The 15,253-nt window shown below is 65.4% G+C and carries 16 protein-coding genes; 6 read left to right on the top strand and 10 right to left on the bottom strand.

Features of this window, described 5'->3' with window-relative positions; all coding sequences use genetic code 11:
• Both EBBID32_RS18785 and EBBID32_RS18780 read right to left on the bottom strand, forming a co-directional pair.
• The coding region (locus EBBID32_RS18785; protein ID WP_196805698.1) for a type II toxin-antitoxin system VapC family toxin at positions 1–392 on the bottom strand (392 nt) is incomplete at its 3' end.
• Positions 392–643, bottom strand: coding sequence for a type II toxin-antitoxin system Phd/YefM family antitoxin (locus EBBID32_RS18780; protein WP_006963681.1), 252 nt, complete (start codon positions 641–643; stop codon positions 392–394). The genes EBBID32_RS18785 and EBBID32_RS18780, both read right to left, overlap by 1 nt.
• A gap of 111 nt (positions 644–754) precedes the next feature.
• Between EBBID32_RS18780 and EBBID32_RS18775 the strand changes: the two genes are divergently transcribed.
• Both EBBID32_RS18775 and EBBID32_RS18770 read left to right on the top strand, forming a co-directional pair.
• The gene (locus tag EBBID32_RS18775) at positions 755–1,315 is read left to right on the top strand and encodes a hypothetical protein (RefSeq protein ID WP_006963680.1); all 561 of its coding nucleotides are present in this window, start codon (positions 755–757) and stop codon (positions 1,313–1,315) included.
• 85 nt (positions 1,316–1,400) lie between these two features.
• The gene (locus EBBID32_RS18770) at positions 1,401–3,227 is read left to right on the top strand and encodes a DUF885 domain-containing protein (RefSeq protein ID WP_006963679.1); all 1,827 of its coding nucleotides are present in this window, start codon (positions 1,401–1,403) and stop codon (positions 3,225–3,227) included.
• A gap of 86 nt (positions 3,228–3,313) precedes the next feature.
• Here EBBID32_RS18770 and EBBID32_RS18765 read toward each other — a convergent pair whose 3' ends face one another.
• The 3 genes from EBBID32_RS18765 to EBBID32_RS18755 form a co-directional block, all read right to left on the bottom strand.
• Positions 3,314–4,150: a ferredoxin--NADP reductase gene (locus EBBID32_RS18765; protein ID WP_037491848.1), complete on the bottom strand. Its 837-nt coding sequence runs from the start codon at positions 4,148–4,150 to the stop codon at positions 3,314–3,316.
• Positions 4,151–4,294: 144 nt separating this feature from the next.
• A complete protein-coding gene (locus tag EBBID32_RS18760) occupies positions 4,295–4,612 on the bottom strand; it encodes a hypothetical protein (protein WP_006963674.1) in 318 nt (105 codons plus the stop codon).
• 114 nt (positions 4,613–4,726) lie between these two features.
• Positions 4,727–6,331, bottom strand: coding sequence for a phosphoenolpyruvate carboxykinase (locus tag EBBID32_RS18755; protein ID WP_037491851.1), 1,605 nt, complete (start codon positions 6,329–6,331; stop codon positions 4,727–4,729).
• A gap of 277 nt (positions 6,332–6,608) precedes the next feature.
• Here EBBID32_RS18755 and EBBID32_RS18750 point away from each other — a divergent pair, with 277 nt between their 5' ends.
• From EBBID32_RS18750 to EBBID32_RS18735, 4 genes are all read left to right on the top strand, one after another.
• Positions 6,609–7,313, top strand: a complete 705-nt coding sequence (locus EBBID32_RS18750; RefSeq protein ID WP_006963670.1) for a response regulator transcription factor — start codon at positions 6,609–6,611, stop codon at positions 7,311–7,313.
• Positions 7,282–8,880 (top strand): ATP-binding protein, encoded by a 1,599-nt coding sequence (locus EBBID32_RS18745; protein ID WP_037491844.1) that lies wholly within the window; start codon positions 7,282–7,284, stop codon positions 8,878–8,880. Before EBBID32_RS18750 ends, EBBID32_RS18745 begins: the two co-directional genes overlap by 32 nt.
• Positions 8,881–8,943: 63 nt before the next feature.
• Entirely contained in the window at positions 8,944–10,440 is a 1,497-nt protein-coding gene (locus EBBID32_RS18740; protein ID WP_006963666.1) for an ABC transporter substrate-binding protein, read from the top strand.
• Between the two features lie 26 nt (positions 10,441–10,466).
• Complete coding sequence (locus EBBID32_RS18735; protein ID WP_006963664.1) at positions 10,467–10,889, top strand: DUF4112 domain-containing protein; 423 nt, start codon at positions 10,467–10,469, stop codon at positions 10,887–10,889.
• On the opposite strand, the gene EBBID32_RS18730 is transcribed toward EBBID32_RS18735, so the two are convergent.
• The 5 genes from EBBID32_RS18730 to EBBID32_RS18710 are packed head-to-tail and all read right to left on the bottom strand — an operon-like array spanning position 10,886 to position 15,169.
• On the bottom strand, positions 10,886–11,728 hold the full coding sequence (locus EBBID32_RS18730) for a ribonuclease T2 family protein (protein ID WP_006963660.1): 843 nt from the start codon (positions 11,726–11,728) through the stop codon (positions 10,886–10,888). The genes EBBID32_RS18735 and EBBID32_RS18730 overlap by 4 nt on opposite strands.
• Positions 11,721–12,569, bottom strand: coding sequence for a carboxylating nicotinate-nucleotide diphosphorylase (gene nadC, locus EBBID32_RS18725; protein ID WP_006963653.1), 849 nt, complete (start codon positions 12,567–12,569; stop codon positions 11,721–11,723). The genes EBBID32_RS18730 and nadC overlap by 8 nt, the downstream gene beginning before the upstream one ends.
• 3 nt (positions 12,570–12,572) lie before the next feature.
• Positions 12,573–13,559 (bottom strand): quinolinate synthase NadA, encoded by a 987-nt coding sequence (nadA, locus tag EBBID32_RS18720; protein ID WP_006963651.1) that lies wholly within the window; start codon positions 13,557–13,559, stop codon positions 12,573–12,575.
• A gap of 30 nt (positions 13,560–13,589) precedes the next feature.
• The gene (locus EBBID32_RS18715; protein ID WP_006963649.1) at positions 13,590–14,309 is read right to left on the bottom strand and encodes a DUF4230 domain-containing protein; all 720 of its coding nucleotides are present in this window, start codon (positions 14,307–14,309) and stop codon (positions 13,590–13,592) included.
• Positions 14,294–15,169: an MBL fold metallo-hydrolase gene (locus tag EBBID32_RS18710; protein WP_037491840.1), complete on the bottom strand. Its 876-nt coding sequence runs from the start codon at positions 15,167–15,169 to the stop codon at positions 14,294–14,296. The genes EBBID32_RS18715 and EBBID32_RS18710 overlap by 16 nt, the downstream gene beginning before the upstream one ends.
• Positions 15,170–15,253: the final 84 nt, after the last annotated feature.

Genomic DNA, 15,253 nt, shown 5'->3' with positions numbered 1-15,253 from the left:
ACCCCCGTCCCCTCAAAATCTTGCACATTGCGCGTCACCACGGTCAGCCCATGGACCAGCGCCGTCGCCGCGATCCAGCCGTCGCGTTCGCTCACCGGATCGGGGACATGCAGCACGGCGCAGGCCACCGCCACCGCACCGTCCATCGCCAGCACCCGCCCCGCAAAACCGGGCTTGACGATCTGATCGAGCCAGCGGCGCAGGCTTGCCCCCTGCGCGGCATCGCGGCGCTCGATACGCACCACGCCCAGTTCCAGCTCGAACAGGGTCATCGCCGCAATGAAGGTCGTGCTGGGGTCGGTCGCCTTGAGCCACGCCACGACCTGCGGCGCGGCGCGGCCCGACCGCATCTTGCGGCTTTCCGAAATGACATTGGTGTCGATCAGGAACATCAATCCAGCTCGGCGGGCCGCGATGCGATCTGCGCCTTGGGCGGTTCGAAATCGAAATCCTGATCGTCATCGGGCATCAGCAGGTCGAACAGCGACGCGCCATGCCCCGCCAGCCGCTCATAATCGCGGATCGCCAGCACGACGAGCGAGGGCTTGTTGCGGTCGGTGATGAACACCGGGCCGGACTGCGCCGCCCGCTTGATGCTGCCGGGGTCGCGGTTGAATTCCCGGCTGGTGAAGGTCGCGGTCATCGGCATATCCCAAATGTCGTTACATACAGACATAATATGTCGTTGTCCGGCTGTCAACGCGCCGCCCTCCCCCCTGTCCTACAACCCGCCTCCCATGCCATGCTCCCCGTCATGCCCAACGCTCCCGATCTTCTCCACTTCACCCCGGTCCCGCTCCAGCGCCGTGCGCGCGGCTGGACGCCTGATGCGCAGGCGGCGTTCATCGCCGCGCTGGCCCAATGCGGCATCGTCGCGCATGCGGCGCGCAGCGTGGGCTGTTCGCCGCGGTCTGCCTATCATCTGCGCGCGCGACCCGGCGCGGACAGTTTCGCCGCCGCATGGGACTGGGCGATAGAGATGGGGCTGGACGCTGCGCGGGACCGTGCCATGACGCTGATCCATGACGACGCGCCGCGCCCGCTCTACCGGGGCAAGCGCGAGGTCGGCTATCGCACCGGACCGGACCATCGCATCATGTTCGCGGCGCTGCGGTCGCTGGCGGGCGACGTGGAAGGGCTGCGCGCCCGCCTGCCTCATCGCCTGCGGATCGACCAGCGCGACAGGGCGGAACAGGCACCGGCGGCGGAGCGGCCGCACGATCCAACGCCCGCCTCCGCACCACCGCAGACACCCCCACCACCCGCGCCTCCGCCCGCGCAGGACCGCCCCGGCCCACGCGCCCGCTTGTTATGATCTGTCGCCAACAGGAAATATCATGTCGCATTCACCGGGAAATATGCGAAGTTAAGCGGCAAATATCCTATTTTGGAGCGCTTGCATGACCGCCACTCGCCGCGATTTTCTCGTCGCCGGTTCCTCCGCCTTTGCGCTGGCCGCCCTCCCCGCCCGCGCCGCCGAAACAGCGGACGCCCGCGCCGAAGCCGCCCTTTCCGCCATGGCCGAAGCGATACTGGCCGATGCCCCGGAAAGCGCCAGCGGCCTTGGCATCGACACCGGCCCCCGCGCCGCGCTCAAACGCCGGCTCGGCAATAAAAGCCCGGCGGGTCAGGCGCAGATCGCCGCCCATGTGACCGATCGCCTGAGCAAACTCCGCGCCATTGATCTTGCCCCGCTCTCGCCCGTCACCCGCACCAATGTGGCGGTGACCCGCGCCGCGCACGAACTGGCGGCGGAAGGTTTCGCCTTCCCCTTCGGCGACATGGCGATGATGAACAGCAACTGGTCCTACCGCAACAGCCCCTATGCCGTGGCCCAGAATACAGGCAGCTTCGTCGAGACCCCCGACTTCCTCGACAGCAACCATGGTATCGCGACCCCCGCCGACGCCGACGCCTATCTCGACCGGCTGAGCGCCTATGCCGCCAATCTGGCGGGCGAGACGCAGCGGTTGCGCCATGATGCGGGCATCGGCGTCACCGCCCCCGCCTTCCTGCTCGACAAGAGCATTGCCCAGATGGAGGCGGTGCGCGCCCTGCCGCTCGACCAGTGGGTGCCGGTCGCCTCCATCGCCCGCCGCACCGCGTCCATGCCCGGCGACTATGGGGCCAGGGCGCTCCAGATCGTGCGGGACAAGGTCGCCCCGGCGCTGGCCGCCCAGGTTGCCGAACTCAAGCGCCAGCGCGCCACCGCCACCATGGACGCAGGCGTGTGGAAGCTTCCCGACGGCGAGGCCTATTATGCCTGGGCGCTGAAAGCCGGGACCACGACGACGATGACCCCGGACGAAGTGCATAGGCTGGGGCTGGAGCAACTCGCCGCGCTGCAATCGGAGATGGACGGGCTGCTCAAGGGGCTGGGCATGACCCAGGGCACGGTGGGCGAACGGATGACCGCGATGGGCAAGGACCCGCGCTACCTCTTCCCCAATGACGACAAGGGGCGCGCGCAGATATTGGCCTATATTGACGGTCGCCTGACCGACATCCGCACCCGGCTCCCCCGCGCCTTCGCCACGCTGGTCCCCGCCAGGCTGATCGTCAAGCGCGTGCCGGTGGAGATAGAGGCGGGCGCCCCCGGTGCCTATGCCGGGGCCGGGGCCATCGACGGATCGACGCCCGGCAACTATTATATCAACCTGCGCGATACCAGCATCTGGCCGCGCTATAGCCTGCCGACCCTGACCTATCATGAAGGCATACCCGGCCATATCTGGCAGGGCGAATATAGCTACAAACTGCCGCTGATCCGTTCGCTGCTCGCCTTCAACGCCTATAGCGAAGGCTGGGCGCTCTATGCCGAGCAGCTGGGCGACGAACTGGGCGCCTATGATGGCGATGTCGCCGGGCGGCTGGGCTATCTCCAGTCGATCGCCTATCGCTGCTGCCGTCTGGTCGTCGACACCGGCCTCCATGCCAAGCGCTGGACCCGCGAACAGGCGATCCACTGGTTCGCCACCACCAATGGCTCCACGGTCGAAGATGTGCAGGGCGAAGTGGATCGTTACTGTGCCTGGCCGGGGCAGGCCTGTGGCTACAAGGTCGGCCATGGCGAAATCAACCGCCTGCGTAGCATGGCCAAGGCCGCGCTGGGCGATCGCTTCGACTATCGCCTGTTCAACGACGCCATGGTCAAGGGCGGCGGCGTGCCGATGACCGTGCTGGCCGGGAATGTGGAAGCGTGGGTGGCGGAGCGGCGGGGCGCATAATGTCTCCCTTCCCTGTCAGGGCGGGGATAAGATATGAAAAAGGCCGGAATATCCCCCGGCCCTTTCCTATCCTGCTGCGCTTGTGCTTACCCGACGAACGCCCGCTCGATGACGAACTGCCCCGGTGCCGCGTTGGAGCCTTCGGTAAAGCCGTTGGCCTCGAACCAGGCGGCGAACTGCTTGATCATCTCCATGCTGCCGCACATCATGATCCGGTCGGTTTCGGGGTCGAACCTGGGCGCCCCCGGAATCCCCTCGAACAGCACGCCGCTTTCGACCAGCTTGTCGATCCGCGCGGTGTGGCCGTCAAACGGCTCGCGGGTTACGGTCGGCACATAATGGAACTGCGCAGGCGCCTGTTCGGACACAAGCGGGTCCTCCGCCCATTTGGCGGTCAGCTCTTCACGGAAGGCCAGATCGCTGACGCGGCGCACCGAATGGACCGCGACGACCTGCTCGTAAAATTCATAGACGTCCGGGTCGCGCGACAGGCTGAGGAACGGGGCAAGGCCCGTGCCGGTCGACAGCATGAACAGCCGCTTGCCGGGCAGCAGTGCGTCGGTCACCAGCGTGCCGGTCGGCTTGCGGCCGAGATAAATCTGGTCGCCCGGCTCGATCAGCTGGAGCTTGCTCGTCAGCGGACCATCCTCGACCTTGATCGACAGAAATTCCAGTTCCTCGTCCCAGGAGGGACTGGCGACCGAATAGGCCCGCAGCAGCGGCTTGCCATTCTCGCCCTTCAGGCCGATCATCACAAATTCGCCGGAACGGAAGCGGAAACTGGCCGGACGGCTGATGCGGAAGCTGAACAGATGCTCGTTCCAGTGCCGCACCGACAGCACCGTCTCCACGCTCAGCGCGCCGGTGGGTTCCAATACCGGCTTTTCGATCGTCACGTCGGTCAAGACCTTCTTCCTTGCCATCTATCCGCGCCTGCCCGGCGGGCAACGCCAGTTGCGTATCGTTCGCAACAACTAATATCCGTCGCGAATGGAGCCAACGCCGCATGAAGGCAAGGCGAAAAAAACTTGGGGGGCCGATAGCTGGCCCCCGTCAGGGGGCTGGCCTCAGCCGAACAGACCCTTGGCCAGACCGCCCAGTTCATTAAGCGGATTGCCGTCGCCATCGCGGTCGAACATCCCACCCAGCTTGCCCAATATCGCTTCGGGACCACCAAATTGGCCCAGCAATTCCTGCAACTTGTCCGCCGAAACGCCATGTTCCGCCGCCGTTTCGGCCAGCGCCGAAACGCTGGTTTCGCCCGAGCCGATCTTGCCGCTGATCTCGGTCATCAATCCCTGCATCTGTTCAGGCGTCACGCCGATCTGCGCCGCGATCGCTTCCAGACCGCCTACCTTGCCGATAAGATCGTCGAACATGCCCATGATCGTCACTCCTGCTTCACAACGACGCGCAGCATAGCATCGTTACGCATGTGCAAAACAAAAAAGGGCCGGAAGGATCGCTCCCCCGGCCCCGATTTTTACGATTGCGCCCGATCAGGCGGCAACGGTCAGCGCCGCGCTGCGGACGCCCTCGTCCACATGATCCTCAAACTGCGCGAAATTGTCGACGAACTGCTTGACCAGCACGGCGGCGGTTTCGTCATAGGCATTGGCGTCGGCCCACATGGCGCGCGGATCGAGGATGGTCGATTCGACACCAGCGACCGCCACCGGCACATCGAAGCCGAAATTGGGATCGGTGCGGAATTCGGCCTGATTCAGGCTACCGTCGAGCGCAGCGTTGAGCAGCGCGCGAGTAACCTTGATCGGCATCCGCTTGATTCCCGGCATCGTCGCCTTGCCGCCCGCCCAGCCGGTATTGACCAGCCAGCAGGTGACCCCGCCCTTGTTGATGCGTTCTTTCAGCAGATTGCCATAGACGCTCGGATGACGCGGCATGAAGGGCGCGCCAAAGCAGGTGGAGAAGGTCGCGGTCGGCTCGGTCACGCCGATTTCGGTCCCCGCCACACGCGCGGTATAGCCCGACAGGAAGTGATACATGGCCTGTTCCGGGGTCAGCCGCGCGATTGGCGGCAGGACGCCATAGGCGTCGGCGGTCAGGAAGATGATATTCTTGGGGACCGGACCCAGATTCTTTTCCGACGTGTTGGGGATGAAGTCGATCGGATAGGAACCCCGGCTGTTTTCCGCCAGGCTGTTGTCGTCCAGGTCGATCTCGCGAGTCTCCTCGTCGATCACGACATTTTCCAGCACCGTGCCAAAGCGCTTGGTGGTGGCGAAAATCTCCGGCTCGGCATCGGCCGACAGGTTGATCATCTTGGCGTAGCAGCCACCCTCGAAATTGAACACGGCGGTGTCCGACCAGCCATGTTCATCGTCGCCGATCAGCGTGCGGCTGGCATCGGCCGACAGGGTGGTCTTGCCCGTGCCCGACAGGCCGAAGAATACGGCGGTGTCGCCGTTCGGGCCGATATTGGCCGAACAGTGCATCGGCATCACGCCCTTCACCGGCAGCAGATAATTGAGGATGCCGAACACCGACTTCTTCATTTCCCCCGCATAGGCGGTGCCGCCGATCAGGATCAGCTTTTCCGTGAAATTGACCGCAACCACCGTCTCGCTGCGGCAGCCATGGCGGGCGGGATCAGCCTTGAAGGTGGGCAGGTCGATGATCGTATATTCAGGTACGAAGTTCGCCAGTTCTTCCGCACTCGGACGGACCAGCAGGGTGCGGATGAACAGATTATGCCAGGCCCGTTCGTTGATGACGCGCACATTGACGCGATGTTCAGGCTGCGAACCGCCGAACAGGTCAGCGACGTAGAGCATGTCCTTTTCGCCCAGCGCCTTGAAGAAATCTGCCTTGAGCGCCGCGAAATGCTCAGGCGTCATGCCGCGATTGGTATCGCCCCACCACACCGTCGATTCGGTTTCGGCGTCACGGACGATGAATTTGTCCTTGGCGCTGCGGCCGGTATGTTTGCCGGTCTTGACGACCAATGGGCCGTCCTTGGACAATATGCCTTCGCCGTTGCGGATCGCCGCCTCGACCAAAGGCGCGGTGCCGAGATTCCAGAACTGGACGGCATTGGTCGTAATGCCCTGGTTGACCAGGGTGATTGAGGATTTGGCCTGCACGCCTTTGCTCCTGATGTAATAATTCCGCTTCACGAACATCTGCATATTCGCGACCGGTCCGCCCCTCAGCGCCGCTGTCTTGAGCGCGGCGTCATTCCTGCAGACCATCGCGGCATAAGGCTTTGCGGAAGGGCCGTCAAATCCCTGTGATCTGGCGCTTGTCCCGAATAGCGACTCTCATACCGCATGATCGGCTGCCCCTGCCTTCCTTGCAGCGCGCGCCGGCATCGTCTAACGCTCTGTCCGCCCCCGTCCTCACACAGTTTTGGGATGCCGCATGACAGCAACCATCGCCCTGGTGGATGACGACAAGAATATCCTGACCTCCGTGTCGATCGCGCTTCAGACCGAAGGCTTCATGACGCGGGTCTATTCCGACCCCGAAGGCGCGCTCAAGGCGCTGCTCGACAATCCCGCCGATCTGGCGGTGTTCGACATCAAGATGCCGCGCATGGATGGCCTCGAACTATTGCGCCGCCTGCGCGAAAAAAGCCCGATGCCGGTCATTTTCCTGACGTCCAAGGCGGATGAGCTGGACGAGGCGCTGGGCCTGGCGATGGGCGCGGACGACTATATCTCCAAACCCTTCTCGCAGCGGCTGCTGATCGCCCGCATCCGCGCGATCCTGCGCCGCGCCGAAGTCAGCCGCACGCCCGAAACCCCCGACCAGCCCGTCGCCGACCCGATCGTCCGTGGGCGGCTGGAAATGGACCCGGCGCGCCACCGGGTGAAGTGGAACGGGCAGGACGTGACGCTGACCGTCACCGAATTTCTCATCCTCGAAACGCTGGCCACCCGCCCCGGCGTGGTCAAGAATCGCAACCAGTTGATGGACGCCGCCTATCAGGATGACGTTTATGTCGACGACCGCACCATCGACAGCCATATCAAGCGGCTGCGGCGCAAATTCCGCGAGGTAGATTCCGATTTCAACGCAATCGACACACTCTATGGCGCCGGATATCGCTTCTCCGAAGAATGACGGCATGGGTGCGGACGGCCTGCGCTGGTCCGGGCGGATCAGCCTCACGCCGCGCATCCTGGCCGTCAATGTCTTTGCGCTCGCGTTGCTGGCGGGGGGATTCTTCTATCTCGACAGCTATCGCACCCGCATCGTCGATGCGCGGCTGGAACAGTCGGCGCGGGAGCTGCAATTGCTGGCAATCGGGCTGGAGAGCGCGCCGCCCGAACGGCAGGGCCAGCTGATCGCCGCCTATGCCCGCCAGACCGGCGACCGGGTGCGCCGCTACGCCGCCGACGGTCATCGCCTGTCCGATAGTTTCACGATGGACGCGCCACGCTACCGCCTGCGCCAGCCGTCGGAAGAAGGCTGGCAACGCCATGTTGCCCGTTTCCTCGACAAGGCGATGGACCGGGTCGTATCGGCCGACCGTCCGCCTGACTTTACCGAACCGACCGTCGATCGCGCGGAAGGCTGGCCCGAAGTCCAACTGGCGCGCAAGACAGGACGACCGCAGGCGGTCAACCGCTATGCCCCCGATCGGACATTCGTGATTTCAGCCGCGGTGGCGATGCGCGACGGCACCAGCCTGTTCGCGACCGAAAATGCCCGCGACATCACCCGCACCGTCCGGGCAGAGCGGCTGCGGCTGGGCATGGTGCTGGCTGTGGCTGCGCTGGCATCCGTGCTGCTCTCGCTGTTCCTGGCCCGCACCATCGTCCTGCCGCTCCAGCGCCTCGCCCGCGCTGCCGTGCGCGTGCGGCTGGGCCGGGCACGGCAGGTCACTGTGCCGCGTTTGCCCGAGCGGCGTGACGAAATCGGGATGCTGGCCCGCGCCCTGTCCGACATGAGCCAGGCGCTGCGCCAGCGGATCGACGCGACCGACGCATTTGCCGCCGATGTCAGCCATGAACTTAAAAACCCCATAGCCTCGCTCCGCTCCGCCCTCGACGCGCTCGACCGGGTCGATCGGCCGGATCTGCGCGCGCAGTTGATGGCGATCGCGCAGGATGATGTCCGCCGCCTCGACCGGCTGGTCACAGACATTGCCGAGGCCTCCCGCGTCGATGCAGAACTGTCGCGCACCCGGTTCGAGCCGATCGATCTGGGCCAGCTGATAGAAAAGATCGTCGGCGCCCATGAAGCACGCGGCGTGCCGCGCGGGGTCCGCCTCGCCTTCGCCCGCCCGCGCAAGGATGTCGCGGTCGTGCTGGGGGAGGAACAGCGGCTCGTCCGTGTGCTGGAAAATCTGATCGACAACGCCATTTCCTTCTCGCCGGACGGCGGACTGGTCCAGGTGGTCGCGACCGTGGCTGACGACCAGGTTCTGGTCAGCGTCGAGGATGAGGGGCCGGGCGTCCCGGAATCAGAGCGCGAACATGTGTTCCGCCGTTTCCACAGCGTCCGCCCCGAAGGCGAAAGTTTCGGCAAACATTCAGGCCTTGGCCTGGCGATTGCCCGCTCCATCATCGACGGTCATCAGGGCCGCATCAGCATCGCCGACCGACAGGACGCCCAGAGCGGTGCCTGCTTCATCCTGCACCTGCCCATGGCGGTGGCGCGCGATCCGGGGATGGTGTCGGAATAACCGGAAACATGCGGCCATGGCGGTTGGCGGCGGCCCGATAGCGGGCTAGGGTGCAGAGCCATCATGTCGACCGTCCCCGTCCCCCGTCGGCGTTTCGACCGCCTTGCCCTTGCCGCGCTGCCCGGCCTGCTGGCGATGTTGGGTGGCTGTTCCAGCGAGAGCAACGACCCCGTGGTCGTCAGCGTCGTGGGCGAGCGCGACGATTTCGCCAAACCCTTGCAACATCTGCCCGATCCCGGTGCCAAACTGATCCTGGAAGCGACCGCACAAGGACTGGTCGCCTTCGACGCCCGCGGCGACATCCTGCCTGCGCTGGCGCAGCGCTGGATCGTGGAGGATGACGGGCGCAGCTACATCTTCCGCCTGCGCCGCGCCTTCTGGGCCAATGGCGCGCGCGTCACCGCGCCCGACGTTGCGCGGATGCTGATGGCGCGGATTGAATCGCTGCGCCGCTTTGATCCCGACGGGCCGCTCGACGCGGTGCAGGCGGTTGTGCCGATGACCGGCGAAGTGATTGAAATCCGCCTCGCCGCCGCCCGCCCGCATGTCCTCCAGATGCTCGCCCAGCCACAAATGGCCATAATCTCGCGCGACGGCGGCACCGGACCCTATCGCCGCAAGATTTGGGGCAAGGCCGTGATCCTGACCCCGGTGGACCGGCTGAGCGACGGGGATGAGGCGGAGGATGCGCCCATCCCCGCCTGGCAGACGCGCGTCGTGCGCGCCGAACGGGCCGCACTGGCGATCGTGCGGTTCCGCGAACGCCAGGCCGCGCTGGTGCTGGGTGGCCGCCTGGCCGACTTGCTGCTGCTGGTTCCCGCGGGGATCGATCGCGATGCGGTGCGGGCTGATCCGGTTCAGGGGTTGCTGGGGCTGGCGGTGACGGGCCGGGGCCGCCTGCTCGACGATGGCGGGGTGCGCGCGGCGATCAACATGGCGATCGACCGCAGCCAGATCCCCGCGCAGCTTCCGATCGGCGGCTGGGCCACCAGCGAACGAATCGTTCCCGTCCAGCTCGACCTTGGACGACCGCCGACCGAACCCGACTGGGCGACGCTGTCGATGGACGACCGGCGTAACCAGGCGAGCGCCGCTGTGGCAATCTGGCGCGACGAGCATGGCGACCCGCCGCCACTGCGCATCGCGCTACCGCAGGGTCCGGGCGCAACCCTGTTGTTCGGGCTGCTGCGCCGCGATCTTGCGGCCATCGGCCTGACGGTGCGCCGTGTCCCCCTTACCGGCGACGCGGACCTGCGGCTGATCGACGAAGTCGCCGCCTATGACAGCGCGCTCTGGTATCTGGGCCGGGTCGGCTGCGCCCGCAAAATCCATTGCAGCAATGAGGCCGACGCGCAGCTACAGGCCGCCAGCCTTGCCAGTGCGCCGGCCGAGCGCGCCGCCCGCATCGCGGAGGCCGAAGCACTGATGGTCGCGCATAATGGCTATATTCCGCTGGGCGCGCCGATCCGCTGGTCGCTGGTGTCCAAGCGGCTCAACGGCTTCCTGCCCTCGCCGCGCGCGCGCCACCCATTGAACCATCTGTTCCGCCGCACCAATTAGGGACGGCAACAGGAGACGCCTTGCCCATGCCGATTTCGCCCGATCCCGCAAAGGCTGGCGCCCGCGCCATGCCGGGCTTTGGCCGCGACCCCGCTTCGGTCCGCCGGCGCATCGAAACGATGGAGGAGGTGCTGGAGCGGCTGTTCATCGTTCCGGGCATCAACCGCCCGGTCGGCATCGACTCCATCGTCGGGCTGGTGCCGGTGATCGGCGACCTGGCGACCGCGTCGATGGGCATATGGATGATCTGGGAAGCCCGCAATCTGGGCATGTCGAAATGGCAGCTGACCCGCATGTCGGCCAATGTCGGGGTCGATACGCTGCTGGGCGCGATACCCTTTGTCGGCGACCTGTTCGACTTCGCGTTCCGATCGAACAGCCGCAACCTGCGCATCATCCGCAAGCATCTCGACAAGCATCATCCGTCCACGGTGACGATCGACGGCTAGCGGTCCGCCCCCGCACTGTTCCCCAGCGCCTGGACATTGGGATCAAGGTCTAGAATCAGCCCCGGCTTGCGCGCTGGCACCGGCGCTTCGTGTGGCGTGGTCTGCACGGCGGGACGGCGCGGATTGGGGATATTCGGCCCCGGCTGTATCCGCACATAGCTTGCAACCGGCGCCCCGCCCTGATGCGCCGGGCAGCGGGTAAAGTCCATCGCCCGGTTCATGCACAGCCACACCTCGCTCAGCCAATTGCCGCGCGTCGTCGTGACACGCACCATGTCCGGCTTCAGCCCCCGGTTGGCGCGCGCAAAGGCTTGGGCAAATTGCCCCACGGTCAGGCTCTTCGTCCGCGCCAGCGCGCCCATGTCGGGATAGCGGACCGACTGGTATAACGCTCGCGACAGGTTGAAATACAGCTCCGGCTTGCTCGTCATGCATGTGCCATGCTTGGCCCATTCATGCTGGATCAGCTGGACAGAGGGCGTCGCGCACAGATTCTGCCGGATCACTTGCCGGGGCACCAGATCGGCGGCGCGGCAATATTGCGGCCACTCCTTGCCAAAGCCGTCGGGCCACAGGCCATGCAGCGTGAAACCGAACCGGCCGTTCCTGCCCCCGCACTGTAGCGCGCTGCGCCCGCCCCGCGCGGTCGAACAATATTGCGGCGACCAGCTGAGCGCCAGCGTATAGCTGCCGACCGGCAGGATGCGCTTGGGTTCCTTTGCGCTCGGCCCCTCAATATCGGGCCGGGCGATCTGCTCGGGCGGACTGCACTGCGCCGACTGCGCCAGCGCCGTCCCCGGCAGCGCGATCAGCCCCAGCACGGCCAGCCCCTTAAGCATAAGCGAAATCCAGCCCGATATCGGCTGCCGGAGCCGACTGGGTCAGCCGCCCGACACTGATATAGGTGACGCCGGTGTCCGCTTTCGCCCGGATCGTCTCCAGCGTCACCCCGCCCGACGCCTCGGTCGGCACCCGTCCGGCGACCAGCGCCGTCGCCTGCCGCAGCATCGCCGCATCCATATTGTCGAGCAGCAAATGGGTCGCCCCGGCATCCAGCGCCGGTTCGATCTGGTCGATCCGGTCGACCTCGACGATGATCTGCGCAACCCCGGCAGCAACCGCACGGCGCACCGCTTCGCCGACCGATCCGGCGACCGCGACATGATTATCCTTGATCATCGCCGCGTCCCACAGCCCCATGCGATGATTGGTCGCCCCGCCCATCCGCGTCGCATATTTTTCAAGGCAGCGCAGGCCGGGGATAGTCTTGCGCGTGTCCAGCAGCGTCGCACCGGTCCCGGCGATCGCATCGACATAGGCCCGCGTCATCGTCGCAATCCCGCTCAGATGCTGCACCGTATTGAGCGCCGACCGCTCCGCCGTCAGCATCGCCCGCGCCTTGCCCCTGATGCGCAAAATGTCGGTCCCGGCCGCCACCTGGTCGCCATCCTGACGCAACTGCTCGATCACGACATCAGGATCGAGCGCCCGGAAAAACGCCATAGCGACAGGCAGTCCTGCCAGCGTGACCGCATCGCGCGAGTCCATGACGCCATCGAACATCGCATCTGCCGGAATCACCGCCTCGCTCGTCACATCGCGCCCGTCCGGGCCAAGATCCTCGGCGAGGGTGGAGGCGACGAAAGCGGCAAGGTCGAAATGGGGGAGGGAGAAGGTCATGATCTACCGCGCGCCCAGATCGCCCAACCCCACCGTGGCGCTGGCCATTTCCAGCATCCGGTCCAGGCTCTTCTTCGCGCCCAGACGCAGCGTCTCGTCCATCTCGATGCGCGGCTGGAGATCGCGCAGCGCCAGATAGAGCTTCTCCATCGTGTTGAGCGCCATATAGGGACAGATGTTGCAGTTGCAGTTGCCGTCCGCACCCGGCGCGCCAATGAAGGTCTTTTCCGGCACCGCCTTTTCCATCTGGTGGATGATATGCGGTTCGGTCGCAACGATCAGCGTGTCGCCCGGCATGGTCTTGGCAAAGTCCAATATGCCGCTGGTCGATCCGACATAATCGGCATGATCGACGATATAGGGCGGACATTCGGGATGCGCGGCGATCGGCGCGTCGGGGTGCTGCACCTTGAGTTTCAGCAATTCGGTCTCGCTGAACGCCTCATGCACGATGCAAACGCCCGGCCAGAGCAGCATATCGCGGCCCAGCTTGCGCTTCAGATAACCGCCCAGATGCTTGTCAGGGCCGAAGATGATCTTCTGGTCCCTGGGAATCTGCGACAGGATTTTCTCAGCGGAGGAGGACGTAACGATGATGTCGGACAGCGCCTTCACCTCGGCCGAACAGTTGATGTAGCTCAGCGCAATATGGTCGGGATGCGCCTCGCGGAACGCCTTGAACTGGGCGGGCGGGCAGCTGTCCTCCAGACTGCAACCCGCATCCATGTCGGGCAGTACCACGATCTTGTCGGGCGACAGGATCTTGGCCGTCTCCGCCATGAAGCGCACGCCGCAAAAGGCGATCACGTCCGCATCCGTCTCCGCCGCCTTGCGCGACAACTCCAGCGAGTCGCCGACGAAATCGGACAGGTCCTGTATTTCGGGCGACTGATAATAATGACCCAGGATCACGGCGTTGCGCTCCTTGCGCAGCCGCTCAATCTCTGCGCGCAGGTCGGTGCCCTGCGGAATGCCGGTAAAAGCGTTCATGTCCTAACTCCTCGGTCCCTTGACAGCGCCCTAACGCTGCCGTTGCCGGTTGGCCAGCACCTCGTTGATCGGCGTGGTCACGTCCCATTGTTCGCGATTGCGGCCTTTGCGTTCCGGCGGGAAGGTGACGATCACCCGCGCATCGCCATAGCCCGCCGCGTTGAGCGGGGCCGTCATCAGCTTGCCAATCGCCGCCCGGCCATAATCGCGCGCCTGCGCCATGCGTTCGGGCGAGCGCGCGGTCGCCAGCGCGCGACTCTGCGCATGGGCGGAAACGCGGCGGCTCAGCGCCTCGCTCGCCTGCCGGGTCACGAAGAGGCCATTGGTCTGCACCAACGTGCGGCGGCTCTCATCGACATTGGGCTTGCCCGGCATCACGTCGGGCGCATTGACGATCAGCGTGCGGGTCTGTTCGTTCCATTCCAGATCGCCCGCGTCCAGTCCGCTGACATCGACAAAATAATCGACCGAGAAGGGCATTTTGACGACCTGATCGGATTTGAGCAGGCCAAAACCGCGCACATCCTGCGCGCTGCTCTGGATCGTGCCGTTGAGTTCGGAGACTTTAAGGCTGCTCACCCCGGCGATCTTGGCCGCAATCACCTTGGTGACCGCAGACCCGTCCTCCTCGACTGCCACGACATAATCGCGGTCATAGCGCTGCCAGCCAAGCCACATCGCTCCGGCTACGAACAGCAGGACCAACGCCGCCGCAACCGGCCCGGCATAGCGTTTCAGCGCATCTGCCACAGGCCGTCCGCCGCGCGCACGATCCCGCGCTGATCCAGGTCGATCAGATGCGCCAGCACCGACCGGCCCGCAGCGGGATGCAGGCGCGGATCGACGCCCTTGTACATCTCCGCCACCATATCGGGGATGATGCTGTCGCCATTGCGCTCCAGAAAGCGCAATATCTGTCCCTCGCGCTGCTTGCGATGCCCCATCATGCCGCGCACCAGCCGCTGGGGAGTGTCGATCGGTTCGCCATGGGCGGGATAATAGACCATATCCTCGCGCTCCAGCAGCCGCTGCATCGACCGCATATAATCGGCCATGTCGCCATCGGGCGGCGAAATCACGCTGGTCGACCAGCCCATGACATGATCGCCGGTGAACAGCGCCTGCTCCTCGACCAGCGCGAAGCACAGATGATTGGACGTATGCCCCGGCGTTGCCACCGCCTCCAGCGTCCAGCCTTCGCCCATCAGCCGCTCACCGTCCGCCAGCACCCGGTCGGGGCGATAGGCCGCGTCGAACGCCGCATCGGCGCGCGGCCCGTCATCGTCCAGCGTCAGCGGTGCGCAGCCGATCACCGGTGCCCCCGTCATGGCGCTCAAGGGCCGCGCCGCCGGGCTATGATCGCGATGGGTATGGGTGCAGACAATCGCCACCACAGGCCGCCCCGCGATCGCCGCCATCAGCGCCGCCAGATGCTCCGCCTCTTCCGGGCCGGGATCGATCACCGCCACGTCGCCCGCGCCGACCACATAGGTCTGGGTGCCGGTAAAGGTGAAGGGCGACGGATTGGGCGCCAGCACGCGCGCGACCAGCGACGACAGCGACATCGCCACCCCGGTGGGCAGGTCGGCCAGATCAAATGGGGGTGCCATGCCTCCCATGTGCCTATTTCCAGCCGGATTTCAAGGTGGAGGTCTGGCAGCACGCAATCCCACCCCTAATCCTCCCCTGCAAGG

The sequence above is a fragment of the Sphingobium indicum BiD32 genome, from assembly GCF_000382885.1.
GTDB classification, from domain to species: Bacteria; Pseudomonadota; Alphaproteobacteria; order Sphingomonadales; family Sphingomonadaceae; genus Sphingobium; species Sphingobium japonicum_C.
The sequence above is the reverse complement of the archived record's forward strand: the minus strand, read 5'-3'. Positions and strand labels throughout refer to the sequence as shown.

Excerpts from the sequence above, each read along its gene's own strand:
- nadA (WP_006963651.1), bottom strand. The coding sequence starts at position 13,559 with ATGAACGCTTTTACCGGCATTCCGCAGGGCACCGACCTGCGCGCAGAG.
- EBBID32_RS18770 (WP_006963679.1), top strand. The coding sequence starts at position 1,401 with ATGACCGCCACTCGCCGCGATTTTCTCGTCGCCGGTTCCTCCGCCTTT.
- EBBID32_RS18775 (WP_006963680.1), top strand. The coding sequence starts at position 755 with ATGCCCAACGCTCCCGATCTTCTCCACTTCACCCCGGTCCCGCTCCAG.
- EBBID32_RS18730 (WP_006963660.1), bottom strand. The coding sequence starts at position 11,728 with ATGCTTAAGGGGCTGGCCGTGCTGGGGCTGATCGCGCTGCCGGGGACG.
- EBBID32_RS18780 (WP_006963681.1), bottom strand. The coding sequence starts at position 643 with ATGACCGCGACCTTCACCAGCCGGGAATTCAACCGCGACCCCGGCAGC.
- EBBID32_RS18740 (WP_006963666.1), top strand. The coding sequence starts at position 8,944 with ATGTCGACCGTCCCCGTCCCCCGTCGGCGTTTCGACCGCCTTGCCCTT.
- EBBID32_RS18760 (WP_006963674.1), bottom strand. The coding sequence starts at position 4,612 with ATGGGCATGTTCGACGATCTTATCGGCAAGGTAGGCGGTCTGGAAGCG.
- EBBID32_RS18710 (WP_037491840.1), bottom strand. The coding sequence starts at position 15,169 with ATGGCACCCCCATTTGATCTGGCCGACCTGCCCACCGGGGTGGCGATG.
- EBBID32_RS18745 (WP_037491844.1), top strand. The coding sequence starts at position 7,282 with ATGGCGCCGGATATCGCTTCTCCGAAGAATGACGGCATGGGTGCGGAC.
- EBBID32_RS18735 (WP_006963664.1), top strand. The coding sequence starts at position 10,467 with ATGCCGATTTCGCCCGATCCCGCAAAGGCTGGCGCCCGCGCCATGCCG.
- EBBID32_RS18765 (WP_037491848.1), bottom strand. The coding sequence starts at position 4,150 with ATGGCAAGGAAGAAGGTCTTGACCGACGTGACGATCGAAAAGCCGGTA.
- EBBID32_RS18750 (WP_006963670.1), top strand. The coding sequence starts at position 6,609 with ATGACAGCAACCATCGCCCTGGTGGATGACGACAAGAATATCCTGACC.
- nadC (WP_006963653.1), bottom strand. The coding sequence starts at position 12,569 with ATGACCTTCTCCCTCCCCCATTTCGACCTTGCCGCTTTCGTCGCCTCC.